The organism is Thalassobaculum sp. OXR-137 (assembly GCF_034377285.1).
In the GTDB taxonomy this organism is placed as follows: Bacteria; Pseudomonadota; Alphaproteobacteria; order Thalassobaculales; family Thalassobaculaceae; genus Thalassobaculum.
Window position 1 is genome coordinate 2493113 of the sequence record NZ_CP139715.1, and the last position, 23346, is coordinate 2516458.

General features: G+C 68.8%; 23 protein-coding genes. 10 read left to right on the top strand and 13 right to left on the bottom strand.

The window, feature by feature from the left end; genetic code table 11:
* Nucleotides 1-19 precede the first annotated feature (19 nt).
* The 10 genes from bchC (at nt 20) to pufC (ending at nt 8728) form a co-directional block, all read left to right on the top strand.
* On the top strand, nt 20-961 hold the full coding sequence (gene bchC, locus T8K17_RS11760; RefSeq protein ID WP_322334697.1) for a chlorophyll synthesis pathway protein BchC: 942 nt from the start codon (nt 20-22) through the stop codon (nt 959-961).
* A complete protein-coding gene (locus tag T8K17_RS11765) occupies nt 958-1929 on the top strand; it encodes a chlorophyllide a reductase iron protein subunit X (protein WP_322334698.1) in 972 nt (323 codons plus the stop codon). Before bchC ends, T8K17_RS11765 begins: the two co-directional genes overlap by 4 nt.
* 10 nt (nt 1930-1939) lie before the next feature.
* The gene (gene bchY / locus T8K17_RS11770; protein WP_416153181.1) at nt 1940-3433 is read left to right on the top strand and encodes a chlorophyllide a reductase subunit Y; all 1494 of its coding nucleotides are present in this window, start codon (nt 1940-1942) and stop codon (nt 3431-3433) included.
* Nucleotides 3434-3436: 3 nt separating this feature from the next.
* Nucleotides 3437-4900, top strand: a complete 1464-nt coding sequence (bchZ, locus tag T8K17_RS11775) for a chlorophyllide a reductase subunit Z (protein WP_322334699.1) — start codon at nt 3437-3439, stop codon at nt 4898-4900.
* A 29-nt stretch (nt 4901-4929) separates the two neighbouring features.
* Nucleotides 4930-5157 (top strand): hypothetical protein, encoded by a 228-nt coding sequence (locus T8K17_RS11780; RefSeq protein ID WP_322334700.1) that lies wholly within the window; start codon nt 4930-4932, stop codon nt 5155-5157.
* 138 nt (nt 5158-5295) lie between these two features.
* A complete protein-coding gene (gene pufB, locus T8K17_RS11785) occupies nt 5296-5523 on the top strand; it encodes a light-harvesting antenna LH1, beta subunit (RefSeq protein WP_028793872.1) in 228 nt (75 codons plus the stop codon).
* 13 nt (nt 5524-5536) lie between these two features.
* Nucleotides 5537-5668: a light-harvesting antenna LH1, alpha subunit gene (gene pufA / locus T8K17_RS11790; RefSeq protein ID WP_322334701.1), complete on the top strand. Its 132-nt coding sequence runs from the start codon at nt 5537-5539 to the stop codon at nt 5666-5668.
* A gap of 198 nt (nt 5669-5866) precedes the next feature.
* Nucleotides 5867-6691: a photosynthetic reaction center subunit L gene (pufL, locus tag T8K17_RS11795; RefSeq protein WP_322334702.1), complete on the top strand. Its 825-nt coding sequence runs from the start codon at nt 5867-5869 to the stop codon at nt 6689-6691.
* 18 nt (nt 6692-6709) lie between these two features.
* Complete coding sequence (pufM, locus tag T8K17_RS11800; RefSeq protein WP_322334703.1) at nt 6710-7669, top strand: photosynthetic reaction center subunit M; 960 nt, start codon at nt 6710-6712, stop codon at nt 7667-7669.
* 15 nt (nt 7670-7684) lie between these two features.
* The gene (pufC, locus tag T8K17_RS11805) at nt 7685-8728 is read left to right on the top strand and encodes a photosynthetic reaction center cytochrome PufC (RefSeq protein WP_322334704.1); all 1044 of its coding nucleotides are present in this window, start codon (nt 7685-7687) and stop codon (nt 8726-8728) included.
* Between the two features lie 268 nt (nt 8729-8996).
* Here the strand turns inward: pufC and idi are convergent, their stop codons facing one another.
* The 13 genes from idi to bchB are packed head-to-tail and all read right to left on the bottom strand — an operon-like array spanning nt 8997 to nt 23344.
* Nucleotides 8997-9521: an isopentenyl-diphosphate Delta-isomerase gene (gene idi / locus T8K17_RS11810; protein WP_322334705.1), complete on the bottom strand. Its 525-nt coding sequence runs from the start codon at nt 9519-9521 to the stop codon at nt 8997-8999.
* A gap of 5 nt (nt 9522-9526) precedes the next feature.
* On the bottom strand, nt 9527-10747 hold the full coding sequence (gene hemA, locus T8K17_RS11815; RefSeq protein WP_322334706.1) for a 5-aminolevulinate synthase: 1221 nt from the start codon (nt 10745-10747) through the stop codon (nt 9527-9529).
* Nucleotides 10748-10778: 31 nt separating this feature from the next.
* Nucleotides 10779-11624, bottom strand: a complete 846-nt coding sequence (gene puhE / locus T8K17_RS11820; RefSeq protein ID WP_322334707.1) for a putative photosynthetic complex assembly protein PuhE — start codon at nt 11622-11624, stop codon at nt 10779-10781.
* A gap of 7 nt (nt 11625-11631) precedes the next feature.
* Nucleotides 11632-12705, bottom strand: coding sequence for a magnesium-protoporphyrin IX monomethyl ester (oxidative) cyclase (gene acsF, locus T8K17_RS11825; RefSeq protein ID WP_322334708.1), 1074 nt, complete (start codon nt 12703-12705; stop codon nt 11632-11634).
* On the bottom strand, nt 12702-13007 hold the full coding sequence (locus T8K17_RS11830; RefSeq protein ID WP_322334709.1) for a hypothetical protein: 306 nt from the start codon (nt 13005-13007) through the stop codon (nt 12702-12704). The genes acsF and T8K17_RS11830 overlap by 4 nt, the downstream gene beginning before the upstream one ends.
* Nucleotides 13004-13522, bottom strand: a complete 519-nt coding sequence (puhC, locus tag T8K17_RS11835) for a photosynthetic complex assembly protein PuhC (protein ID WP_322334710.1) — start codon at nt 13520-13522, stop codon at nt 13004-13006. Before puhC ends, T8K17_RS11830 begins: the two co-directional genes overlap by 4 nt.
* Nucleotides 13523-13540: 18 nt before the next feature.
* The gene (gene puhB / locus T8K17_RS11840) at nt 13541-14212 is read right to left on the bottom strand and encodes a photosynthetic complex putative assembly protein PuhB (protein WP_322334711.1); all 672 of its coding nucleotides are present in this window, start codon (nt 14210-14212) and stop codon (nt 13541-13543) included.
* Nucleotides 14209-14979, bottom strand: coding sequence for a photosynthetic reaction center subunit H (puhA, locus tag T8K17_RS11845; RefSeq protein ID WP_322334712.1), 771 nt, complete (start codon nt 14977-14979; stop codon nt 14209-14211). Before puhA ends, puhB begins: the two co-directional genes overlap by 4 nt.
* Nucleotides 14980-14994: 15 nt before the next feature.
* The gene (locus T8K17_RS11850; protein WP_322334713.1) at nt 14995-16431 is read right to left on the bottom strand and encodes a BCD family MFS transporter; all 1437 of its coding nucleotides are present in this window, start codon (nt 16429-16431) and stop codon (nt 14995-14997) included.
* A complete protein-coding gene (bchM, locus tag T8K17_RS11855; RefSeq protein ID WP_322334714.1) occupies nt 16428-17129 on the bottom strand; it encodes a magnesium protoporphyrin IX methyltransferase in 702 nt (233 codons plus the stop codon). The genes T8K17_RS11850 and bchM overlap by 4 nt, the downstream gene beginning before the upstream one ends.
* Nucleotides 17129-18022 (bottom strand): ferredoxin:protochlorophyllide reductase (ATP-dependent) iron-sulfur ATP-binding protein, encoded by an 894-nt coding sequence (bchL, locus tag T8K17_RS11860; protein ID WP_322334953.1) that lies wholly within the window; start codon nt 18020-18022, stop codon nt 17129-17131. Before bchL ends, bchM begins: the two co-directional genes overlap by 1 nt.
* Before the next feature lie 20 nt (nt 18023-18042).
* Entirely contained in the window at nt 18043-21792 is a 3750-nt protein-coding gene (locus T8K17_RS11865) for a magnesium chelatase subunit H (protein ID WP_322334715.1), read from the bottom strand.
* Nucleotides 21767-23344 (bottom strand): ferredoxin:protochlorophyllide reductase (ATP-dependent) subunit B, encoded by a 1578-nt coding sequence (bchB, locus tag T8K17_RS11870; RefSeq protein WP_322334716.1) that lies wholly within the window; start codon nt 23342-23344, stop codon nt 21767-21769. Before bchB ends, T8K17_RS11865 begins: the two co-directional genes overlap by 26 nt.
* Nucleotides 23345-23346: the final 2 nt, after the last annotated feature.

Below are 23346 nucleotides of genomic sequence, written 5' to 3' on the forward strand. Positions count from 1 at the left end.
GACCCGGAGGAAACGCCTGATGCTCTCCGCCAACGCCATCGTCCTCGACCAGCCGGAACGTCTGTCGCTTCGTGCGATCACGCTGACCGAGCCCCGTCCGGACGATGTGGTCGTCGACATCGAGTGGACGGGCGTCAGCACCGGGACGGAACGACTGCTGTTCACCGGTCAGATGCCGGCTTTTCCCGGGATGGGATATCCGCTCGTTCCGGGTTACGAGACGGTCGGCCGGATCTCCGGCGGGGCGCGGGCGGGCGAACGGGTGTTCGTCCCCGGCGCCCAGTGTTTCGGTGAGATCCGCGGCCTGTTCGGCGGCTCGGCATCGCGCCTGGTGGTGCCGTCCTCCCGCGCGGTGCGGATCGACGACGACCTGGGCGAGCGCGGCGCGCTGATGGCCCTGGCCGCCACCGCCTACCATGCCATTGCCTCGGGGACCGGCGCGCTGCCGGACCTGATCGTCGGCCACGGGGTGCTCGGACGGTTGATCGCCCGCATCGCGACCGCCCTCGCCAAGGAGCGCGGCACTGCCGCCCCGGTGGTGTGGGAGACCAACGCCGCCCGCCGCTCCGGCGCGGACGGCTACGAGGTTCTCCATCCGGTCGACGACGACCGCCGCGACTATCGCGTGATCTGCGACGTCAGCGGCGACTCCGAGATCCTGGACACCGTCATCGCCTGTCTCGCCCCGGGCGGGGAGATCGTGCTGGCGGGCTTCTACCGCAAGCCGCTCGGCTTCGCCTTCCCGCCGGCCTTCATGCGCGAAGCGCGCATCCGCATCGCCGCGGAATGGAAGCCGGCCGACCTCACCGCTGCGGCGGCCCTCATCGCCGATGGCCGGCTCTCCCTGGAGGGCCTGATCACCCACCGTGCCGACGCCTCTCAGGCGGAGGTTGCCTACCGCACCGCCTTCGAGGATGCCGACTGCCTCAAGATGATCATGGATTGGAGAGCGTTCTCATGACGCCGACCCTGACCGCCCAAGCCACGCTCGCCGTCGATCCCGCGACCGAGCGCGCCCCGGCCAAAAAGACCGAGGTCATCGCGATCTACGGCAAGGGCGGGATCGGCAAGAGCTTCACGCTCGCCAACCTGTCCTACATGATGGCGCAGCAGGGCAAGCGGGTGCTGCTGATCGGCTGCGACCCCAAGAGCGACACCACGTCCCTCCTGTTCGGCGGCCGAAGCTGCCCGACGATCATCGAAACCTCGTCCAAGAAGAAGGCGGCCGGCGAGAGTGTCGAGATCGGCGACGTCTGCTTCATGCGCGACGGCGTCTTCGCCATGGAGCTCGGCGGCCCGGAGGTCGGGCGCGGCTGCGGCGGACGCGGCATCATCCACGGCTTCGAACTGCTCGAGAAGCTCGGCTTCCACGACTGGGACTTCGACTACGTCCTGCTCGACTTCCTGGGCGACGTGGTCTGCGGCGGCTTCGGCCTGCCGATCGCCCGCGACATGTGCCAGAAGGTCATCGTCGTCGGCTCGAACGACCTGCAGTCGCTCTATGTGGCGAACAACGTCTGCTCGGCGGTCGACTACTTCCGCAATCTCGGCGGCAATGTCGGTGTCGCCGGCCTGATGATCAACAAGGACGACGGCACCGGCGAGGCCCAGGCCTTCGCCAAAGCGGTCGGCATCCCGGTCCTGGCCGAGATCCCGGCGCACGAGGACATCCGCCGCAAGAGCGCGAATTACGAGATCATCGGCCGCCCCGGTACCGAATGGGCCTCCCTGTTCGAGGGCTTGGCCGCCCGTGCCGCCGAAGCACCGCCGGTGCGCCCGACCCCGCTCAGCCATGACGATCTGCTCGGCCTGTTCAAGGGCGACGCGGTCGGTCGTGGCGTGACCCTGCAGCCGGCCTCCCTGGCCGACATGTGCGGTGCCGCCTACGCGCCGCGGCCGTCCCTCGAAGTCGTCTACGAAGGCGTGTGAGGGCGGCATCATGCAGGACATCGGCCCCGATCCCAGAAAAGCCGCCGCGCCGTCGCCCGCGAAGAAGAAGGCGGAGGCGGCCCTGCTCGGCTGCCACGCCGGTCCCGGCGTGATGGAAGAGGCGGCCCGTTCGGCCGGCAAGAGCGAGACCCTCGACCAGCTCGCCGCCGACTATCCGAAGGGACCGCACGACCAGCCGCAATCCATGTGCCCTGCCTTCGGCGCCCTGCGCGTCGGCCTGCGGATGCGCCGCACCGCGACGATCCTGTCGGGCTCGGCCTGCTGCGTGTACGGCCTGACCTTCACCTCGCATTTCTACGGCGCCCGCCGCACGGTCGGCTACGTGCCGTTCAACTCGGAGACCCTGGTCACCGGTCAGCTCTACGAGGATATCCGCGACGCCACCAAAGAGATGGCGGACCCGGAGAAATACGACGCCGTCGTGGTCATCAACCTGTGTGTGCCGACCGCCTCCGGCGTGCCGCTCGACCGCCTGCCGCGCGAGATCGACGGCGTTCGGGTGATCGGCATCGACGTGCCCGGCTTCGGCGTCCCGACCCATGCCGAGGCCAAGGACGTGCTGGCCGGCGCCATGCTGCGCTATGCCCGCCTGGAGGCCGAAGCCGGTCCGGTGGCGCGTCCCCGCTCGCTGAAGGACGACCGTCCGACGGTCACGCTGATCGGCGAGCTGTTCCCGGCCGATCCGGTCGGCATCGGCGCCCTGCTCGATCCCATGGGCCTGTCGGTGGCGCCGCAGCTTCCCTCGCGCGAGTGGCGCGACCTGTATGCCTGCCTGGACAGCCGCGTGGCGGCTGCCGTGCATCCCTTCTATACCGCCAGCGTGCGCGAGTTCGCGACCGCCGGTCGCCCGGTGGTCGGCTCCGGCCCGGTCGGTCTCGACGGCACGGCCGCCTGGCTGGAGAAGATCGGCGCCGCCGCCGGCATCTCCGAGAAGCAGATCGACGCCGCCAAATCGGCCGCCCTGCCGGCGATCCGCGGCGCGCTGGCCGACAATCCGATCAAGGCGACGGTCACGGTCTCCGGCTACGAGGGCTCCGAACTGCTGGTGGCCCGGCTGCTGATCGAGGCGGGCGCGCGGGTGCCCTATGTCGGCACCGCCTGCCCGAAGACCGAATGGAGCAAAGACGACCGCGAGTGGCTGGAGGCCAAAGGCTGCCACGTGCAGTACCGCGCCTCGCTGGAGCAGGATCTGGCGGCCATGAAGGACGTCAAACCCGACCTGGCATTGGGGACCACGCCACTGGTGCAGGCTGCCAAGGAGCAAGGAACGCCGGCGGTCTACTTCACGAACATGGTCTCCGCCCGTCCCCTGTTCGGCCCCGCCGGTGCGGCCTCCATGGCCGGCATCGTCGCCGCGCAGACCCGGGGACGGGCCCGCTTCGCCGACATGGTCGATTTCTTCGATGGCGTCGGCTCCGGCGAGACGGCCGGCTACACGGTGCCGCCGCGCGCGGCCGCCCATCCGATGTCGGCGGGGGACTGAGCCATGCTGGTCCTCGATCACGATCGCGCCGGCGGCTACTGGGGGGCGGTCTATGCCTTCACCGCCATCAAGGGGCTGCGCTGCGTCATCGACGGTCCGGTCGGCTGCGAGAACCTCCCGGTCACCGCCGTCCTGCACTACACCGACGGCCTGCCGCCGCATGAGCTTCCGGTCACCGTCACCGGCCTGTCCGAGGACGAGCTGTCGATGAACGGCACCGAGCAGGCCCTGCGCCGGGCCAGTGCCACCCAGGACGAGAGCATCCCGGCCGTGGTGGTCACCGGCAGCATCGCCGAGATGATCGGCGGCGGGGTGACGCCGGAGGGCTCCAACATCCGCCGGTTCCTGCCGCGCACCATCGACGAGGACCAGTGGCAGAGCGCCGACCGCGCCCTGTACTGGCTGTGGACCGAGTTCGGCCCGAAGAAGGTGCCGGCCCGTGCGGAGATGAAGAAGAGGGAAGGTGCGAAGCCGCGGGTGAACATCATCGGCGCGATCTACGGCACCTTCAACATGCCCTCCGATCTGGCCGAGATCAGCCGGCTGGTGGAAGGCATCGGCTGCGAAATCAACATGACCTTCCCGCTGGGCAGCCACCTGAAGGACATCAAGAAGCTGCCCGACGCGGATGTGAACATCTGCCTGTACCGGGAGTTCGGCCGCAATCTCTGCGAGGAGATGGACCGGCCCTACCTGCAGGCGCCCATCGGGATGCACGCCACCACCAACTTCCTGCGCAAGCTCGGCGAACTGACCGGCCTCGATCCGGAGCCGTTCATCGCCCGGGAGAAGCAGACCACCCTGAAGCCGATCTGGGACCTGTGGCGCAGCGTCACCCAGGACTTCTTCCCGACCGCGTCCTACGCGGTGGTGGCCACCGACACCTATACCCGCGGACTGACCCAGTTCCTCACCGAGGAGCTCGGCATCCCCTGCGCCTTCTCGGTATCGCGCACGGCCGGCACGAAGTCGGACAACGCCGCGGTGAAGGACGCGCTGGCCAAGACCCCGCCGCTGGTGCTGTTCGGCTCCTACAACGAACGGCTCTACGCCGCCGAGTTGGGTTGCCGGGCGCAGTACATCCCGGCTTCGTTCCCGGGCGCGATCATCCGCCGCTCCACCGGCACGCCGTTCATGGGCTACGCCGGAGCGACCTACGTGGTGCAGGAATACTGCAACGCGCTGTTCGACGCCCTGTTCAACATCCTGCCCCTGTCGGTCGACATGGACCGGGTCGAGGCCACGCCGGTCAAGGCCGTCGCCGCCACGGCGCGTCCCTGGGACGCCGACGCCCAGGGGCTGCTCGACCGGCATGTCGATGCCGTTCCCTTCCTGGTCCGGATCTCCGCCGCCAAGCAACTGCGCGACCGCGTCGAACGCGACGCGCAGGCAGCCGGCGAGGAGCGGATCACGCTGCAAAGAGTCACTCAGGCGCTGTTCGCAATGAAGGGGGGACGGGCGGCCTGACCACGGAAGACCAGACGGGAGGACTACAGATGCAAACGCACACGCCTCCGCGGCGCCACGGCCACGGCACGGACCACCGGGACTACCGGCTGCTCTTCATTGTGACGCTGCCACTGTTTCTGTCGGCCGCCATCGTCGCCCGGGTTCTGCCGGCGCGCTGGCGCCCATGGCCCCCGTCAGACCAGTCCACCCGCTCCATCTTCGCAGACGCGCGGGCCGCCGCCGGCGCGTATTTGCCCTACGCGATGATGGGTTAGCGGGTTCCGAGGTTCGTCCGGCCTCGGCCGGGCGGGCATCCGCCGAGAATGTTCGGGCCTAGCCCGGCATCGACGGATTCTCTGCCGCGCGGGAGAAGCGCGGTAACGCATACGAGGAAGAATCCGAAGGGAAACAAAATGGTAGATTCCAATCGGGCCGACTCTCTTTCGGGACTCACCGAAGGTGAGGCGCAGGAGTTCCACCGCTTCTACATGCAGGGATTCCTGATCTTCACGGCGATCGCGGTGGTCGCTCACATCCTGGTCTGGATGTGGCGTCCCTGGATCCCGGGTCCTGACGGCTACGCGCAGTCGATGATCGACGGCGTCAAGGTCGCCGCGACCTCTTTGGTCAACCTGGTCTAGGGAGGGACGAGCAATGTGGAGACTTTGGCTAATCATGGATCCGAGACGGGTGCTCGTTGGGCAGTTCGTCTTTCTGGGGATCCTGGCCTTCCTGATCCATTTCATCCTGTTGAGCACAGAGCGCTTCAACTGGCTGGGTGGCTGACGACGGCCATGCCGGGACGACCGTGATCGGAGGCTCAGACAATGACCCTGCCGATCCGGACGCCCGGCACCCACTTCGGGAACGGACGGTGTGTTTCCTAAACCCCGTCCGTCCCCAAAACCGCGGGACCTTTTCGGCCGCTGACCGACACATTTCCCGGCGGATGGACAACAAAGCGGCCATCGGAGGAGCGCGACAATGGCTTTGCTCAGTTTCGAACGCAAATACCGGGTCCGAGGCGGTACGCTGATCGGCGGAGACCTTTTCGATTTCTGGTTCGGCCCGTTCTATGTCGGCTTCTTCGGCGTCCTGACGATCTTCTTCTCGGTGCTCGGCACCGCCCTGATCTTCTGGGGTGCGGCGCTGGGACCGACCTGGAACCCCTGGCTTATCTCGATTGCGCCGCCGGACATCAGTTACGGCCTGGCGCTGGCGCCTCTCGCCGAGGGCGGGCTCTGGCAGATCATCACCATGTGCGCCATCGGGGCCTTCGTGTCCTGGGCCCTGCGCGAGGTCGAGATCTGTCGCAAGCTCGGCATCGGCTACCACGTGCCGATCGCCTTCGGGGTCGCGATCTTCGCCTATGTGACGCTGGTGGTGATCCGGCCGTTCCTGCTGGGTGCCTGGGGACACGGGTTCCCCTACGGCATCTTCAGCCACCTCGATTGGGTGTCGAACGTCGGCTACCAGTTCCTGCACTTCCACTACAACCCGGCGCACATGCTGGCGGTGACGTTCTTCTTCACCACCTGCCTGCTGCTGTCGCTGCACGGGGCCGTGGTCCTGTCGTCGGTCAACCCGCAACCGGGCGAGACCATCAAGACGCCGGAGCACGAGGACACCTATATCCGCGACACGATCGGCTACTCGGTCGGCACGCTGGGAATTCATCGGCTCGGCCTCTTCGTGGCGTTGAACGCCGGGTTCTGGAGTGCCGTGTGCATCGTAATCAGCGGGCCCTTCTGGACCCGCGGCTGGCCCGAATGGTGGAACTGGTGGCTCGACCTGCCGGTCTGGGGCTAGCCGGGTGAGGAGGGAAAAATGGCTCACTATCAGAATATCTTCACACGCGTCCGGGTTGAGGGTCATCCGCACTACGGTGTCCCGCTGCCCGCCGGCGACGAGCCGAGGATCGGCACGCCGACGACCGTCCAGGCCTTAGGCTGGATCGGCAACGCCCAGATCGGCCCGATCTATCTCGGGTGGCTCGGCCTCGCCTCGCTGGCTTTCGGACTGACCGCCTTCGTCACCATCGGCCTCAACATGTGGGCGTCGGTGGACTGGAATCCGATCGAGTTCGTGCGCCAGCTTCCCTGGCTGGCGTTGGAGCCGCCGTCGCCGGAATACGGGCTCAAGATCCCGCCGATGAACGAGGGCGGATGGTGGCTGTTCACCGGCTTCATGCTCACAACCTCGGTTCTGCTGTGGTGGCTGCGCATGTACTCCCGGGCCAGGGCGCTCGGCATGGGCACCCATGTGGCCTGGGCCTTCGCCGCGGCGATCTGGCTGTACCTGGTGCTCGGCTTCATCCGGCCGCTGCTGATGGGGAGCTGGTCGGAGGCCGTACCCTTCGGGATCTTCCCGCACCTGGATTGGACGGCTGCCTTCTCGATCCGCTACGGCAACCTCTTCTACAACCCGTTCCACGCCCTCTCGATCGTCTTCCTCTACGGCTCGGCCCTGCTGTTCGCCATGCACGGCGCGACCATCCTGGCGGTCGGCAAGTACGGCGGCGAGCGGGAGATCGAGCAGATCGTCGACCGCGGCACGGCATCGGAGCGCGCCGCCCTGTTCTGGCGCTGGACCATGGGCTTCAACGCCTCGATGGAATCCATCCACCGCTGGGCCTGGTGGTTCGCGGTCCTGTGTCCGCTGACCGGCGGCATCGGCATCCTGCTCACCGGGACGGTGGTCGATAACTGGTACCTGTGGGCGGTGAAGCACGACTTCGCGCCGGCCTATCCTGAAATGTGGGCGCCCACCCCGGATCCGACCCAGTAAAGGAGGGCCTGTGTCATGAAAAACTTCGGCATCTTAGCGGCCATCCTTCCGTTCGTCGGACTCCTGGTGATCGCCTCCGTCTTCACCGTGGGCTGGGAACGGCCGCCGATCGCCTACGAGCAGACCGGGTATCGCGGAACCGGCATGCAGGAACCGAACAATCCCCGCGAGCAGACCAAGCTGGCCGCCCTGAACGTCATTCCCGAGGAGATCTACCCGCTCGACAGCCCGGCCGACCTGGCCCAGGCGCAGAAGGCGGGAGAGGTCTACGAGAACGTCCAGGTTCTGGGCGATCTGCCGGAACCGCAGTTCATCCGGCTGATGACGGCGATGACCGAGTGGGTGTCGCCGGAACAGGGATGCAACTACTGCCACAATCCGGACAATCTGGCGGATGACTCGGTCTACACCAAGGTCGTCGCCCGCCGCATGATCCAGATGACCCGGGACGTGAACGCGAACTGGCAGGACCACGTCAAGGAGACCGGCGTGACCTGCTACACCTGCCACCGCGGCAATCCGGTGCCGGAGAATATCTGGTTCGACGAGAAGCCGCAGCGGTATGCCGGCAAGGGTATGCTCGGCTGGAACCACGATCAGAACCGGCCCTCGGCGCAGAACGGCTACACCTCGCTGCCGGCGACGTCGCTGGCCAGCTATCTGGCGGGTGACGGCAATATCCGGGTCCAGGCCACCGCGGCCCTGCCGACCGATGCCGGCGGCGCCTCGATCAAGCAGACCGAGGAGACCTACGGGCTGATGATGCACATGTCCAGCAGCCTTGGGGTCGGGTGTACCTACTGTCACAACACCCAGGCGATCGGGAGCTGGGACATGAGCCCGCCGACCCGGACGACCGCCTGGCACGGCATCCAGATGGTCCGGGGCATCAACGCCGACTATCTGGCCCCGCTGCAGGGTACGTTCCCCGAGAACCGCCTGGGGCCGACCGGCGACGTGGCCAAGGCGAACTGCGCGACCTGCCACCAGGGTGTCTTCAAGCCGTTCTACGGTGCGACGATGCTCGACAAGTACCCGTCACTCGCCCCTATGAAGTGACGGCGTCCGGGAAGAGCGCCGACCCAAGCCGGCGCCCTTCTCATCCCTCTCCTTGGGCCGGAACAGCGCATGGCTGACCGGCCCATTTTTTTACCGCTCCTCCGCCATTCCTCACCCTTCGCTCACTCCCCGGAGTCATTCCGGGGTCCACTTTCCCGCTTCAAGCACCGGCAGTGGTTCTGTTCGGTCGCTGCGGCAAGCAGGCGTGGACCCCGGAATGACTCCGGGGAGTGCATGAATTAGGGAGGGAGGGAGGGAAGGTGGGCCGTCAGCCCATCAGGTCGGGGCGCCGGTCGGCGTAGATCCGGAACCACGGCGCGAAGCGACCGGCATCGGCCGCCATCTCGCGGCGGAGCTCGCCAATGCCGATCCAGCGGGTGGCGGCGACCTCGTCCGGATCGGGCGCGAGGGCCAGCTCCACCGGCACTTTGCCGTAGAACAGGTGAACATGCTCGTGCTCGACCAGACCGCCACCGACATCGGCGCGATAGGTCAGATCACCCACCGCCGTCAGGGGGACGCGGCCGGTACCGAGCTCCTCGGTCAGCCGGCGCGCGGCGGCCTCGGCCGCGGGCTCGTCCCAATGGGGGTGGCTGCAGCAGGTGTTCGCCCAGAGCCCGCCGCAATGGTACTTGGCATCGGCCCGCCGCTGGATCAGCAGCCGGCCGTTGGAGACCAGGAACACCGACACGGCCACATGCAGCAGGCCGTTCCGGTGTGCCTCCATCTTACCGACGGGATAGAGACTCCCGTCGGCTGCGATCGCCGGGATGCGCGGCTCTCCAAGGGCCATGGCGGTCAGGCCACCATCCGGCTCCGGCCGCAGCGTGCCCAGACCTTGCCCAGGGACTTGAGCAGATGGGCGATGTCGGCGTCGGAGTGGATCGGCGACGGCGTGATCCGCAGCCGCTCGGTGCCTCGGGGCACGGTCGGATAGTTGATCGGCTGCACGTAGATGCCGAACTCGTCGAGCAGGGTGTCGCTGATCTGCTTGCAGTGCACCGGATCGCCCACCATCACCGGCACGATATGGCTCGGGTTGGCGAGATGGGGGATGCCGGCGGCGTCGAGGCCGGCGCGCACCTTCGCCACCCGGTCGCGCTGGCGTTCCCGCTCGATCTGGCTCGTCTTCAGGTGGCGGATGCTGGTCGCCGCACCGGCGGCCACTGCCGGCGGCAGGGCGGTGGTGAAGATGAAGCCCGAGGCGAAGCTGCGCACGAAGTCGCACAGTGCGGTCGAGGCGGCGATGTAGCCGCCCATGACGCCGAAGGCCTTGCCCAGCGTCCCCTCGATCACGGTGAGCCGGTCGGCCAGGCCCTCGCGTTCGGAGATGCCGCCGCCGCGCGGCCCGTACAGGCCGACCGCATGGACCTCGTCCAGATAGGTCATCGCACCATGGGCCTCGGCCACGTCGCAGAATTCGGCGATCGGGGCGATGTCGCCGTCCATGGAATAGACGGACTCGAACGCCACCAGCTTGGGCCGGTCCGCCGGCAGGGCGGCGAGCTTGCGGTTCAGGTCTTCCGGATCGTTGTGGGCGAAGAGGATCTTCTCCGCCCGGCTGTGGCGGATGCCCTCGATCATGGAAGCGTGGTTGGAGGCGTCGGACAGCACGGCGCAGTTCGGAATGCGGGCGGCAAGCGTGCTGAGCGCGGCCCAGTTGGACACATAGCCCGAGGTGAACAGCAGGGCCGCCTCCTTGCCGTGGAGATCGGCCAGCTCGCGCTCCAACAGCACGTGGTGATGGTTGGTGCCGGAGATGTTCCGGGTGCCGCCGGCCCCCGCGCCGCACTGGTCGAGGGCGGCGTGCATGGCCTCCAGCACCGGCGGGAACTGACCCATGCCCAGATAGTCGTTGGAGCACCAGACCGTCACGTCGCTGGTCTGCGATCCGTCCTGGGAATGGCGCCGTGCCTTGGGAAAGGCCCCGCGATGACGCTCGATATCGGTGAAGACCCGGTACCGGCCCTCGTCCCGCAAGGCCTCCAGCTGGCCTTGGAAGAAGGATTCGTAGTTCATGCTCACCTCCTGTGTCGTCGCGGTGCCGGGCTCATCCAGAGCCGGCCGCCGGGGTCGGGCGTGGTTCGAAACGGGTCGTGTCGGTATCCAGCGGCACGGACATATCCGCGCCGGCCCTGCCGGCGGCCCAGCGCCACAGGGCGGCGTCGCGGATCGGCAGCACCATGAACCAGTGCTCGACCGCGCCCAGCAGCAGCATGCCGGCGAGGCAGATCAGGCCGGCGACCTCCGCCGGGGTGGTGCCGGGAGCCCAGGCCTGCGCCAGGAACAGGGCCGCGGCCGCGGTGATGGCCGTCACCGACAGGGGAAACAGCGGGTTGATGGCGCGCACGGCGAAATAGCTGCGCAGGTGGCGGAGCTGGTCGGGCATCAGCTCGTCGCCGAAATGCGGCACGCCGAGGAACAGGTTCAGCTTGGCGCTCAGCCGGGTGATCCACAGGGCGCCGAAGGTCCAGGCGGCCACCTGGTTCTCCGCTCCCCAGGTCAGCAGGACCAGCAAGGCGGCGGTCGCCGCCAGTGCCGCCTCGTGATAGGCGATGGCGGCCGTCGCCTGGCGGAACCGCTGGCCGGCCGACGCGCCGGGCGCGAGGGGCGCCTTGCGTGGGCCGGTCACCAGGCCGAGCAGGAAGGTCAGCTCATGCCAGCCCCAGATCGCCAGGGCCGCGGCGAAGGCGTGGTATCCCGCGGCCATGGCGACGTCATCGGCGGTGCGGATGATCGCGATGAGCGCGATCGCCAGCAGCAGGGTCGCCCCGGTCAAAACCACAGGCCGATGGGTTCGCGGCAGCCGGACCAGCCACAGGATCAGCCCGGTGCTGAACCACCACAGCCCCAGCGCGAAGAGCAGGGGCAGGGCGTATGTGGCGAGGTCCGGCACCGGCCGCTTACCAGCTCGGAGCCAGACGGATCGAGGCCGGGACCTCGTGATTGCGCACCGGATGCAGGTAAAGCCGCAGCAGGGTCGCCCCCGCCGCCGCGGTCAGGCCTAGCCGGCGCAGGCCGCCGATCAGCCCGCCCTGGGCCTTGGCGTCGGCGATGCGGGCGGCGATGCCGCGCAGCCGCTCCAGCCCCTCGCGGAACGCCGGGGCGTCGGTCTGCAGCGTGAACGGGAAGACCTGCTTGGAGATCTCCGAGGTCACCCGGAACACCTGCAGGTCGTATTCGGTCGGATCCAGGCCGAGGGCGGCGTGGAAATGCGGGCGGTTGTGGTCGCGCACATACATCGTGGCGTAGACCGCCAGCAGGAAGAAGCGGATCCACAGCTTGTTGCGGCCGGTCAGCAGGTGCGGGTTGGCCCGCATCAGCAGGGCGAAAGCCTCGCCGTGGCGGAACTCGTCGTTGCACCACTCCTTGAACCACTTGAAGATCGGATGGATCCGCATCTCCGGATGGCGCTCGAGCTGGCGGTAGATGGTGATGTAGCGGGCGTAGCCGATCTTCTCCGACAGATAGACCGCGTAGAAGATGAACTTCGGGCTGAAGTATTTGTATTTCTTGGACTTCGTGAGGAAGCCCAGGTTCACGCCGATGCCGAAATCCTTCAGCGTGTCGTTGATGAACCCGGCATGGCGGGACTCGTCCCGGGCCATGAAGCGGAACAGCCGCTTGATCTCCGGGTTGGCGACCCGCTTCTTGGTCTCGGCATAGAGCACGCAGCCGGAGAATTCAGAGGTCACCGAGCTGACGAAGAAATCGACCAGCTCGCGCTGCAGCTCCGGCGGATAAGACGCCAGATCGACATCCTCCCATTCCGACGTCCGCTTGAAGTGCCCGCGGTTGGCGTCGTCCTGGAACTCCTGCATCAGGCGGTCCCAGTCGGCGCGCACCGGCTCCACGTCGATGCGGTCCAGGGCGTCGAAATCGGTGGTGTAGAAATGCGGGCTCAGCACGGTGTCCTGCCGCGCCATGTCCGTGGTGTCGTAGCGCGCGTCCAGCGCGTCGGCAACGGCGGCGTTCATAGGTCCCTCCGATCGGTAAAGCTGAGGTCGTAGAGCTCGGTGAATTCCAGATGGGCGGCCAGCCGGGTCCATTGCTGCTGTAGCCAGCCCGCGCGGGTCACGGTGGCCCGGCGGGTGATCTGCCGCTTCTCGCCATAGGGCACGGTGATCGGCTCGCCATGGACGAGCACCTGATCGCCGGGCTTGAGCGACGTATCGCCCTCGAACTCGACATGGGCGTGGAAGCTCTCGATGGAGCATTCCACGTCGATCGTACAGTCGACGTCGAATACCTGTCGGTCGACCAGGAACATCCCGATCATGGGCGTGCCTCCTTCTGTTGGACGGCCTTTTCTGCCGGGCCGGGCAGAAAGGCGGCGAACTCGTGGACGTTCGCGAAGCCATAGGCCGCCAGGTGCAAAATGCTGCCGGTCGCCGGGTCGCTGAGCGAATAGCGGCCGTCGGACCAGCGGGTGAGGGTGAAGGGTACGTCGGCGCCGATCCCGTGGACGAAACGGTCCCGGGACAGGCCGCGCAGCATGCCGCGGATGAAACCGTGGGTGCCGGGGGCGAGGTCGGCAATCGGTGCGCCCGTGGTGCCGTCGATGACGGCGATGCCCCGGTCGGGGAGGTCACGGAAGATCAGCGCCCGGCTCTCGGCCTGTTCGGCGGCGGGCGGGGCGATGATGTAGCCGCCCTCGAGCCGGGTCGCGCCGGCGAGGGCGATGGACACCGCCACCAGAATGCCGGCGGCGATCAGCGCGCCCCTGGGGAGCTGGTTGTGCGGCACGTCGTTGTGGGGGACGACGGTGTCGGCGGGCTGGGTGTTGGTGGCCATCGTCATCCTCCTCTGTGGTCAGCCGGCGGCGGCCGCGGCGATCGGGCCGGTGGCGGCGGGAACGGCGGTTGCGGGACCGGCGGCGGGTGCGGTCTGGCGGGCGAGCATCCGGCCGATGGTCTCCGCCACGGCTTCGGCGTCGGGCACGGCGCGCAGGGCGGCCTGGGGCCGGCTGAAGCACCAGGGCCGGGCGTGCGGCCAGAGAACGGTGTAGGACAGCCGCTGTTGCGGCAGCACGCCGATCAGGATGTCGCCGCTGCCGTCGGCATTGCGGCGCAGGTCGATCGACTCGACCAGCCCGACCGGGATGGTGACGGTCATCGGCATGGCGACGCCGATCCGCAGGACGATGCGCTTGGTCGTCACCGTGTAGCGGGTGCTGCGGGCGACCAGCTTGGCGTAGACCGCCAGGAAGGCCAGCACCGGCACGGCCAGGCACAGGGTCCAGGCGGCGGAGACCAGGCCGTCGGCCACTCCCCCGCCCGCCACCAGTTCGGCGGCGAAGCGGGCGGCCATGATGACCGCGAAGTACAGGGCGATCGTGCGGATCTTCATCGCCGACACCGCGAAGCGCTGCCAGTTGGGCGTGCCTTGCCAGACGATCCGCTCGTCCCCGGCCATGGCGGCCGGGGCATCGGTCACGGGGCGGGAGTCGTCGAACTCCCCGAACATCACCGTCGCACCGCTCATAGCAGCGGCTCCTGCCGGCGGACGTCGGCGTAGAGCAGGCCGGCGCCGAAATAGGCCATGATCCGCTCTTCCTCCAGCCGGGTGATGCGGTCCGGACCGGCGATGCCGGGAACGGCGGCGAACTGGGTGGACAGGATCGACGGGACGGCGACCCGTCCGCGGCTGACCTCGGCGAAGCCGGCGGGCACCAGCACTTTCGTGGCACCTTCGCCGATGCCGACCTGGACCTCCAGGAAGCGGATCAGGACCTCGGCGGTATCGACCCAGAGCTCGGTGACGGTGCCGGCGACCTTGCCGTCACCGGCCACCACCGGCATGCCGCGCGGATCGGGATCGCCCTCGACCACGCCGTAATCCTCCGCCGTGCGCATCGGCACGATACGGGGGGCGCCCTCGGCGGTCAGGTCGGGGATGTTCTTGCGCTCGGCCCAGGCGCCGGGGCCGACGCCGGCCAGCATCGCATCGCCGACCGGCCGGATCGGCGCGCCGGGGAACCGGGCCACCGGCTCGGCGTTCAGGGGGCGGGTCTCGCGCAGCATGTTCGGCGCCTCGGCGTATCCGCCTTCCGGCAGGGCGAAGCGCTTGACCGGAGCCATCGTCAGGGCGCCCACGGGCCAGAGCTTGCCGGTGACCGCATCCTCCAGCGGATACCCCTCACGGCGATCCTCGCGGCGCAGGTAGTAGATCAGCCCCGCGAAAAAGATCCAAAAGGCGTAGAGAACGATCTGCGCCACATCGATATTTCCAATCACAGAGCCGATTTCCATGGCTTCCTCCCTCCCTTATCCGGGAAATTCCGCGAGCCCGAATTTCTCCGGTGCCGGGCCGCGCCGTCCGCCGGTGTAGCGGACGAGGGGACCGACGACGGCGAGCGTCGCGAACAACAGAACGATTTCGAGGTGGTAGACCGCGCCGTATCCGGTGGCGGGGTGGTTCAGGGCCTCGCCCAGGAGGCCGCGCGTGGCGACCTGCGAAACGAGATCGCGGATCGCGCCGCCGAGCATGATCCCGCCGCCCGCGGCGGTCGCCTGGACTGCGCCCCAGGCGCCGAGCGCCAGGCCGCCGCCGCCGGTTTCCGCCAGCGCCATCGCGGCGATCAGCGTGCCGATGGCGAACATGCCGCCGCCGAGACCGATCAGCACCGTGCCGCACTGGAACACGGCGGCCGATTGCAACGGTGAGGCGAAGACCAGCGCGGAGAAGGCGAAGACGCCGATGACGCAGCCGAAGGCGGCCAGCTTGCACGGGTCGCCGCCCTGGGACAGGTCGCGGGCGGCCAGGGTGAAGCCGACCAGCGTGCCCGCCGCGAACAGGGCGGTCAGCCGGGTGGTCTCGCCGACCGTCATGGCCAGAATCTCGCCGCCATACGGTTCCAGCAGGATGTCCTGCATGCTGAACGCGGCGGTGCCGAGGAACACGGTGAGTAGGAGCCGCCCGGCGCGCCCGCCGCGGATGAAGTCGGTCCAGGATTCCCCGAAGCTCGGCCGTTCCCGGTCCGGGCGGGTGCGCGAGGGATCCCGCGCCTCCTGCTTCCACAGGGCGATCAGGTTCAGAACGATGGTGGCGACCGCGGTGCCCTGGATGACCTTGATCAACCGCAGCTGGCTGAAGTCCTGGAGCAGCTCGCCGACCACCAGGGCCGATACCCCCATGCCGACCAGCAGCATGACGTAGAGCATCGCCACCACCCGCGGCCGGGACTCCTCGGTCGCCAGATCGGAGGCGAGCGCGAGCCCGGCGGTCTGCGTTGTGTGCAGGCCGATGCCGACCAGCAGGAAGGCAAGGGCCGAGGCGACATAGCCGACCCATTGCGGGCCGGTGGTGATGTCGCCCGATAGAATGATCAGGGCGAAGGGCATGATCGCCAGCCCGCCGAACTGCAGCAGCGATCCCATCCACAGGAACGGAACCCGGCGCCAGCCGAGCAGGGAGCGGTAGGTGTCGCTGCGATGACCGACGAGCACACGGAACGGCGCGAACAGCAGCGGCAGCGAGACCATCAGCGCCACCAGCCACGTGGGCACGCCCATCTCGACGATCATCACCCGGTTCAAGGTGCCGTTCAGCAGCACGACGGCCATGCCGACGGAGACCTGGAACAGGGACAGGCGGAGCAGCCGGCCGAGCGGCAGGTCGGGCGTCGCGGCATCGGCGAAGGGCAGGAAGCGGGGACCCACCTCCATCCATAAGGCCGAGAGCTTGCGACGCTGCATGGTCATGACCGGACCAGCTCCATCCCCTGGGAAATGTAGAAGCCGCTATCCACCCGCTCGCTGCGGCTGGGGCGCATGCCGGAGACCCAGCCCTCGCGGTCCAGGGAGGCCCGCAGGCGGGCATGGGCGGTCGGCTGGATCGAGGGGGCGCGGTCGCCGCGCGGGAACAGGCGACCGGCGGTGTGCATGACCGTCAGCAGTGCGGTGCGCGGGGCGAAGGTGAAGACGATGGAACTGCTGGTCCGCGGCGCCAGTCTGGCGAGGGCGCGGACCGCGTCGTCGGTGCGGTAGTGGATCAGGCTGTCCATCGCCACCACGTGGTCGAAGGCGCCGAGCTCCGGGTCCAGCATGTCGCCGACCAGGAAGTCGATCCGGCCGCTGCCGAGGTCGCTGGGCATGCGGTCGCGGGCCAGGGAGATCAGGGTCGGCGAGACGTCGACCGCCACCACATGGGCACCGCGGCGCGCCGCCTCGACCGCCAGGGAACCCGTGCCGCAGCCGGCATCGAGGACTCGCCGGCCCGCGAGATCCTCAGGGAGCCACCCCAGCAGGAGGCGGCGCATCCGGTCCCGTCCGGCGCGCACCGTGGCCCGGATGCCGCTGACCGGCGCGTCGGAGGTCAGCCGCGCCCAGGCGTCCACGGCGGTCCGGTCGAAATAGGCTTCCACCTGTTGGCGGCGGTCGGTGTAGGTCGCGCTTAGCATCAGTCGAACCCCAGCAGCTCGAAGAGGTCGCGGTCGCGCATCGGTGTGCCGACCATCGGCTCGACCCCGGCCCACAGGGCGGCGGCGAGCTTCAGGTACTCGGCCCGCACCGCGTCCAGTTCCGGGACGTCCTCCATCTCGAAGATCGTCGCCTTCTTCAGGCGGCTGCGCCGGATGGCGTCCAGGTCGGGGAAGTGGGCCATGGTCTGCAGGCCGGCGACGGCGTTGAACTTGTCGACCTGATCGGTGGCGTTGCTGCGGTTGCAGATCACCCCGCCCAGGCGCACGTCGTAGTTCCGCGCCTTGGCGCTGATCGCCGCCACGATGCGGTTCATGGCGTAGATCGAGTCGAAGTCGTTGGCGGTGACGATCAGCGCCCGGTCCGCGTGCTGGAGCGGCGCGGCGAACCCGCCGCAGACCACGTCGCCCAGCACGTCGAAGATCACCACGTCGGTGTCGTCGAGCAGGTGATGCTCCTTGAGCAGCTTCACCGTCTGGCCGACCACGTAGCCGCCGCAGTCGGTGCCGGCCGGTGGGCCGCCCGCCTCGACGCACATGACGCCGTTGTAGCCCTCGTAGACGAAGTCCTCGACCCGCAGTTCCTCCGGGTGGAAGTCCACGCTCTCCAGCACGTCGATGACCGTCGGCACCAGCCGCTTGGTCAGGGTGAAGGTGCTGTCGTGTTTTGGATCGCAGCCGATCTGCAGGACCCGCTTGCCGAGTTTGGAGAAGGCGACGGAGAGGTTGGAAGAGGTCGTGCTCTTGCCGATCCCGCCCTTGCCGTAGACCGCGAAGACCTTGGCCTTCCCGATGGACAGCGACGGGTCCATTTGGACCTGAACGCTGCCCTCGCCGTCCTGGCGGGTGCCGGTGATGCCGTCGGGGGGTGCCATAGTGATGTCCTTTCCCAGCTTCATGCTGCGGCCGTCCCGGTGGTGATTCCCTCGAGCCGGTCTTCCAGCTCGTCTCCTGCCTCGCGCAAGGCGGACAGGGTTTCGGGATCCGGCGACCAGTAGTGACGTTCGTGGGCTTCGAGCAGGCGGTTGGCGACCCGGGCCGAGGCCTTCGGGTTCAGCGCGGCCAGCCGTTCGCGCATCGCGGGGTCGAGGACGAAGGTCTCGGTGATCTGCTCGTAGACCCAGGGGGCGACCTGTCCGGTGGTGGCGGACCAGCCCATGGTGTTGGTGACCTGGGCCTCGATGTTGCGGACACCCTCGTAGCCGTGCTCGAGCATGCCCTCGTACCATTTCGGGTTCAGGACGCGGGTGCGGCTCTCCAGGGCGACCTGCTCGCCCAGGCTGCGCACCAGGCCGGCGCCCCGGGTCTGATCGCCGATATAGACCGGCACCTCGGCGCCACGCGCCCGGCGCACCGCCCGGCCGATCCCGCCCAGCGTGTCGAAATAGTGGTCGACGGTGGTGACGCCGAGCTCGACCGATTCCAGGTTCTGGTAGGCCAGCTGGACGTCGCCCAGCACCCGTTGCAGCAGATCGTGCTGGCGCTGCTGCCGGCCGGAGCGACCGTAGGCGTAGCACTTGCGGTTGGTATAGGTCTCCGCCAACTCGTCCCCGTCCTGCCAGGCGCCGTTGTCCACCATCAGGTTGACGTTGGAGCCGTAGGCGCCGTCGGCATTGCTGAAGACCCGCAGGGAGGCCGTCTCGAAGTCGCAGCCCTGGGCCGCCTGATAGGCCAGCGCGTGCTTGCGCACGAAGTTCATCTCTTCCGGCTCGTCCTCGGCCGCCGCGGCGATATAGGCGGCCTCGGCCAGCAGCTTGGTCTGCAGCGGCAGGAGGTCGCGGAAGATGCCGGACAGGGTCATCATCACGTCGATGCGCGGCCGGCCCAAAACCTCCAGCGGGATCAGTTCGGCGCCACAGAGCCGGCCGTAGCTGTCGAAGCGGGGTGTCGTGCCCATCAGCGCGAGCGCCTGACCGATCGGACCGCCGGCGGATTTCAGGTTGTCGGTGCCCCACAGCACGATGGCGACGGTTTCCGGCAGGCCATTGCCGTCGGCGCGGTGGCGCTCGATCAGCCGGTCGGCCTGGGCCGCCCCGTCGGCTACCGCGAAGGCGCTGGGCAGGCGGTAGGGGTCGAAGCCGTGGATGTTGCGGCCGGTCGGCAGGATCGCCGGGGTGCGCAGCAGGTCGCCGCCGGCCACCGGCCGGATGTAGCGGCCGTCCAGCGCGTGCAGCAGGGCGTCGATCTCGACGCATTTCTGCAGCTTCGCATCCATGTCGGCCAGCAGGGTCAGTTCGGCCACCAGGTCGGCGGACGCCGAGGGTCCTGCGGCGGATCGGGGGGGCGCTCCCGCCACCAGGGCGCGGATCGCGTCGGCCGCCGGCGCGGTGCCGGTGCGGGCCTCACTGACCGCCATCAGCAGGTCGAACCGCTCGGCCGATCCGGTCGGCTGGCCGACCACGTGGAGCCCGTGGGGGATCAGCGTCTGTTCCAGTTCGGCCACCTGGTCGGTCAGGCGGCGGGCATGGGCATCGGCATCGCTCGCCGGCCAGGCGGGCTCGGCGTCGGTCATGTCGAAGGCAGCGGCCTGGGCCTGGATCACCGGGGCGAGGCGGGCGCGTTCGGTCTCCGCGTCCGGCGCCAGTTGCCGCCAGGTGGTCAGCGCTTCCTTCAGGTCGATCAGGCCCTTGTACAGGCCGGCATTGGTCACCGGCGGGGTCAGGTAGCTGACCAGGGTGGCGCCGGCCCGGCGCTTGGCGATGGTGCCTTCCGACGGGTTGTTGGCAGCGTAGAGATAGATGTTCGGCAGGGAGCCGATCAGCCGCTCGGGCCAGCAGGCGCCGGACACGCCGGTCTGCTTGCCGGGCATGAATTCCAGCGCGCCGTGGGTTCCGAAATGCAGCACCGCGTCGGCGGCGAAGTCCTCGCGCAGCCAGCGGTAGAAGGCGGAGAAGGCGTGGGTCGGGGCCAGGCCCTTCTCGAACAGCATCCGCATCGGGTCGCCCTCGTAGCCGAAGGCCGGCTGGATGCCGACGATGACGTTGCCGAACTCCGCGCCCAGCACGAAGATCGACCGACCGTCGCTCTGATGACGTCCCGGCGCGCGGCCCCAGACCGCCTCGATCTCCGTCAGGTGGCGCTCGCTGCGCACGTGGTCGTCGGCGGTGATGCGGGTCAGCACGTTGGCGTCGGCGCCGAAGCGGGCGGCGTTGCCGGCGAGGATGCGGCCGCGCAGGTCGTCGACATCCGCCGGCACGTCCACCCGATATCCGGCCGCCGCCATGCCCTTGAGGACCCGGAACAGGGATTCGAAGACCGAGAGGTAGGCCGCCGTGCCCGTCGCGCCGCTGTTGGGCGGGAAGTTGAACAGGACGACCGCCACCTTGCGGTCTTCGACCGGCGTGTGACGCAGGGCCACCAGCTTCTCCACGCGGGCGGCCAGGGCGTTCACCCGCTCCATGTCCGGGCACATGGCCCGGGCGCCGTCGCGGTTGGCGCAGAAGCTCGGATCGCAGTCGGCGCAGCGCGTGGCCTCGCCGGTGCGGCCGCCGAACACGGTCGGCGCGATCGCCCCGTCCAGTTCGGGGATCGCCACCATGATGGTGCTCTCCACCGGCAGCAGCCCGCGCGCATCGGCCCGCCACTGTTCCAGGGTCTGGAATTCCACCGCCTGGGCGATCAGGTAGGGCACGTCGAGCTGGGCCAGCATGTCCTCGGCGGCGGCGGCATCGTTGTAGGCCGGCCCGCCGACCAGGGAGAAACTGGTGAGCGACAGGACGGCGTCGACCGTGGCCTTGCCGTCCTTCATGAAGAAGGCTTGCACCGCCGGACGGCAGTCCAGGCCGCTGGCGAAGGCCGGCACCACCTCCAGGCCGCGTGCCTCCAGGGTCTGCAGCATGGCGTCGTAATGGCCGGTATCGCCGGCCAGGGCGTAGGAGCGCAGGATCAGCACGCCGACCCGGCCCTTGGCGCCTTTGCGCCGGGGCAGACGGTCCAGCCGATCGGTGATCCGCGGCTCAAGGCGCGGGTGGTAGAGGCCGACATCGGGGTACTCGACCGGGTCGCCGACCGTGAGGCTGCCGCGCAGGACCCGCCGCTCGCCGTCGGCGTAACGGTCGATCAGCAGGCGGATCATGTTGGCGACGTTGACGTCGGAGCCGGCAAGCCAGAACTGCAGACTGAGGAAATAAGCCCGCATGTCCTGGGCGGTGCCCGGGATGAAGCGCAGGATCCGCGGCAGGCGGCGCAGCATGGCCATCTGGCCGGCGCCGCTGCTCGACTTGCCGTTCTTCGAGCCGCGCAGCTTCTTCAGCAGGGACAGCGGTCCCTTCTGGCTGCCGTCCATCTTGAAGCCGCCGAGCTTGGTGAGCCGGACCACCGCCCCCTCGGACAGGCAGCAGACCAGCGCATCGCAGTGGTCGCGGCGGGCACGCAGGTCTTCCAGGACCGGCCGGATGTGTTCCTCGATGAACAGCATCGTCACGATGACGATGTCGCCCTGGGCGATATCGGCCTTGCAGCGCTCCAGCGCCCCCGGATTGTCGCTCCAGTCGGACGCGGCGTGATAGTCGATGCGCAGCCCCGGGATCTCGCGCCGCAGCTCGCTGCCGGCCCGCAGGACGACATTGGCCAGATGGCTGTCCATCGTGACCACCACCACCCGCACGGGCGGGGTGGCCCTATCGCGCGTAATGGGCTTTCGCATCGTACAGCGTCTCGATGGTGATGGTGTCGAGCCCGCGGTCGCGGGCGAAGGTTTCGGTGTTCCGGCGCGCCTTGCCGCGCACGAAGAAGGGCACCTTGCGCAGCTCGCGGTCGGCGTCCTGGCTCCAGTGCGGGCCGTCGGTGTCGTTGGCCGGCTCGGCCGGCGAAGTCGGATCGGGATCCGGCTCCTCGGCGCGCGGCGTGGGGGCCGCACCGTGATGGGAGGCGCCGGCGTCGTCGTGGAACTCGAAATCGCCGCGGAACATGCCGAGCAGGTGTTCCTCCAGGCCCATCATCAGCGGATGGACCCAGGTGTCCCAGAGCACGTTCGCGCCCTCGAACCCCATCTGCGGGGACCGGCGGGCCGGGAAGTCCTGCACATGCACCGGCGCGGAGATGACGGCGCAGCCGATGCCGAGCCGCTTGGCGATGTGCCGCTCCATTTGGGTGCCGAGGACCAGCTCCGGCCGCAGCTCGGTGATCCTGTCTTCCACTTCCAGATAGTCGTCGGTGATCAGCGCCTCGGTCCCCAGCTCCTCGGCGACCGCGCGGACGTCGCGGGCGAAGGTCCGGTCGTAGGTCCCGACGCCCACCACCTCGAAGCCGAACTCGTGGGCGGCGACCCGGGCGGCGGCGACCGCGTGGGTCGCGTCGGCGAAAATGAAGACCCGCTTGCCGGTCAGGTAGGTGCTGTCGATCGAGCGCGAGTACCAGGGCAGGCGCGACTGCTCGCGGTCCAGGACGGCCGAGGCGTCGATCCCGGCGAGATCGGCGACCTCCTGGATGAAGGCGCGGGTGGCGCCGATTCCGATCGGGACGGTGCGGGTGCGCGGTTGTCCGAAGGTCTTCTCCAGCCACCGCGCCGCGGCCTCGCCGGTCTCCGGATACAGCACCACGTTGAAATCGGCCTCGCCCAGCCGGGCAAGGTCGGCCGGCGTCGCGCCCTGCGGGGCGATGACCCGGACCTCGACGCCGAGACGGCCCAGCAGACCGACGATCTCGTCCACGTCGTCGCGGTGGCGGAAGCCGAGGGCGGTCGGGCCGAGGATGTTGCAGGACGCGCGCGCGGCGGGATCGCGGGGCGCGCGCTCGGTGCCGGCCTCCGGCGCGTTCGGGCCGGCGAAGGCGCGAACGAGCTGGTACAGGGTCTCCGACGCGCCCCAGTTCTCCTTGCGCTGATAGGACGGCAGCTCCAGCGGCACGACCGGGACCGGCAGGCCCAGGGTGCGGCCCAGGCCGCCCGGGTCGTCCTGGATCAGCTCGGCGGTGCAGGAGGCGCCGACCATGACGGCCTGCGGCTTGAACCGCTCATAGGCCTCGCCCAGGGTGCGTTTGAACAGCTCGGCGGTGTCGGTGCCGAGGTCGCGGGCCTGGAAGGTGGTGTAGGTGACCGGCGGTCGCGTCGGCAGCCGTTCGATCATCGTGAACAGCAGGTCGGCATAGGTGTCGCCCTGGGGCGCATGCAGCACGTAGTGGATGTCGCGCATCGCCGTCGCGACCCGCATGGCGCCCACATGGGGCGGTCCCTCGTAGGTCCAGACCGCGAGCTTCATGG

Excerpts from the sequence above, each read along its gene's own strand:
- T8K17_RS11830 (WP_322334709.1), bottom strand. The coding sequence starts at position 13,007 with ATGATCGGGATGTTCCTGGTCGACCGACAGGTATTCGACGTCGACTGT.
- T8K17_RS11850 (WP_322334713.1), bottom strand. The coding sequence starts at position 16,431 with ATGACCATGCAGCGTCGCAAGCTCTCGGCCTTATGGATGGAGGTGGGT.
- bchZ (WP_322334699.1), top strand. The coding sequence starts at position 3,437 with ATGCTGGTCCTCGATCACGATCGCGCCGGCGGCTACTGGGGGGCGGTC.
- acsF (WP_322334708.1), bottom strand. The coding sequence starts at position 12,705 with ATGAACGCCGCCGTTGCCGACGCGCTGGACGCGCGCTACGACACCACG.
- bchL (WP_322334953.1), bottom strand. The coding sequence starts at position 18,022 with ATGGCACCCCCCGACGGCATCACCGGCACCCGCCAGGACGGCGAGGGC.
- idi (WP_322334705.1), bottom strand. The coding sequence starts at position 9,521 with ATGGCCCTTGGAGAGCCGCGCATCCCGGCGATCGCAGCCGACGGGAGT.
- T8K17_RS11865 (WP_322334715.1), bottom strand. The coding sequence starts at position 21,792 with ATGCGAAAGCCCATTACGCGCGATAGGGCCACCCCGCCCGTGCGGGTG.
- pufB (WP_028793872.1), top strand. The coding sequence starts at position 5,296 with ATGGTAGATTCCAATCGGGCCGACTCTCTTTCGGGACTCACCGAAGGT.
- bchC (WP_322334697.1), top strand. The coding sequence starts at position 20 with ATGCTCTCCGCCAACGCCATCGTCCTCGACCAGCCGGAACGTCTGTCG.
- bchM (WP_322334714.1), bottom strand. The coding sequence starts at position 17,129 with ATGCTAAGCGCGACCTACACCGACCGCCGCCAACAGGTGGAAGCCTAT.
- puhA (WP_322334712.1), bottom strand. The coding sequence starts at position 14,979 with ATGGAAATCGGCTCTGTGATTGGAAATATCGATGTGGCGCAGATCGTT.
- T8K17_RS11780 (WP_322334700.1), top strand. The coding sequence starts at position 4,930 with ATGCAAACGCACACGCCTCCGCGGCGCCACGGCCACGGCACGGACCAC.
- pufC (WP_322334704.1), top strand. The coding sequence starts at position 7,685 with ATGAAAAACTTCGGCATCTTAGCGGCCATCCTTCCGTTCGTCGGACTC.
- pufA (WP_322334701.1), top strand. The coding sequence starts at position 5,537 with ATGTGGAGACTTTGGCTAATCATGGATCCGAGACGGGTGCTCGTTGGG.
- T8K17_RS11765 (WP_322334698.1), top strand. The coding sequence starts at position 958 with ATGACGCCGACCCTGACCGCCCAAGCCACGCTCGCCGTCGATCCCGCG.
- bchB (WP_322334716.1), bottom strand. The coding sequence starts at position 23,344 with ATGAAGCTCGCGGTCTGGACCTACGAGGGACCGCCCCATGTGGGCGCC.
- pufM (WP_322334703.1), top strand. The coding sequence starts at position 6,710 with ATGGCTCACTATCAGAATATCTTCACACGCGTCCGGGTTGAGGGTCAT.
- pufL (WP_322334702.1), top strand. The coding sequence starts at position 5,867 with ATGGCTTTGCTCAGTTTCGAACGCAAATACCGGGTCCGAGGCGGTACG.
- puhB (WP_322334711.1), bottom strand. The coding sequence starts at position 14,212 with ATGAGCGGTGCGACGGTGATGTTCGGGGAGTTCGACGACTCCCGCCCC.
- bchY (WP_416153181.1), top strand. The coding sequence starts at position 1,940 with ATGCAGGACATCGGCCCCGATCCCAGAAAAGCCGCCGCGCCGTCGCCC.
- puhC (WP_322334710.1), bottom strand. The coding sequence starts at position 13,522 with ATGGCCACCAACACCCAGCCCGCCGACACCGTCGTCCCCCACAACGAC.
- hemA (WP_322334706.1), bottom strand. The coding sequence starts at position 10,747 with ATGAACTACGAATCCTTCTTCCAAGGCCAGCTGGAGGCCTTGCGGGAC.